Origin of the sequence: Pseudomonas sp. 2995-1 (assembly GCF_002742505.1) — a bacterium.
Taxonomy (GTDB): Bacteria; Pseudomonadota; Gammaproteobacteria; order Pseudomonadales; family Pseudomonadaceae; genus Aquipseudomonas; species Aquipseudomonas sivasensis.
Genome location: NZ_LJSA01000166.1, coordinates 1 through 241, shown reverse-complemented (window position 1 = coordinate 241; position 241 = coordinate 1). Strand labels below are relative to the sequence as shown.

The following is a 241-nucleotide window of genomic DNA, read 5'->3' as shown; positions in this document are numbered from 1 at the left end:
ATTTAGAATAGCGCAATTGCCTTGGGCACCACCTAAAAAACTTCTTAAAAAAGTGTCTCAGCCATTAGTAGGCTTGAGACACTTTTCAATAACTTCACAACTATTTTATCTATTGGAATACTTGTGCAAGAACTTGGGACGATTGAGAGTTCGTCAAGTTTTTCATCACACAACGATCTACATTGATTCTTATTTGTGACTCTAGCGTCCTCACTAAATCTGGTTCACCAATAATATATAC

The 241-nt window shown here is 36.1% G+C and carries 1 protein-coding gene; it reads right to left on the bottom strand.

Annotated features, from left to right (window positions below; translation table 11 throughout):
• Nucleotides 1-109: 109 nt before the first annotated feature.
• On the bottom strand, nucleotides 110-232 hold the full coding sequence (locus AOA61_RS32700; protein WP_368731117.1) for a hypothetical protein: 123 nt from the start codon (nucleotides 230-232) through the stop codon (nucleotides 110-112).
• Between the last annotated feature and the right edge of the window lie 9 nt (nucleotides 233-241).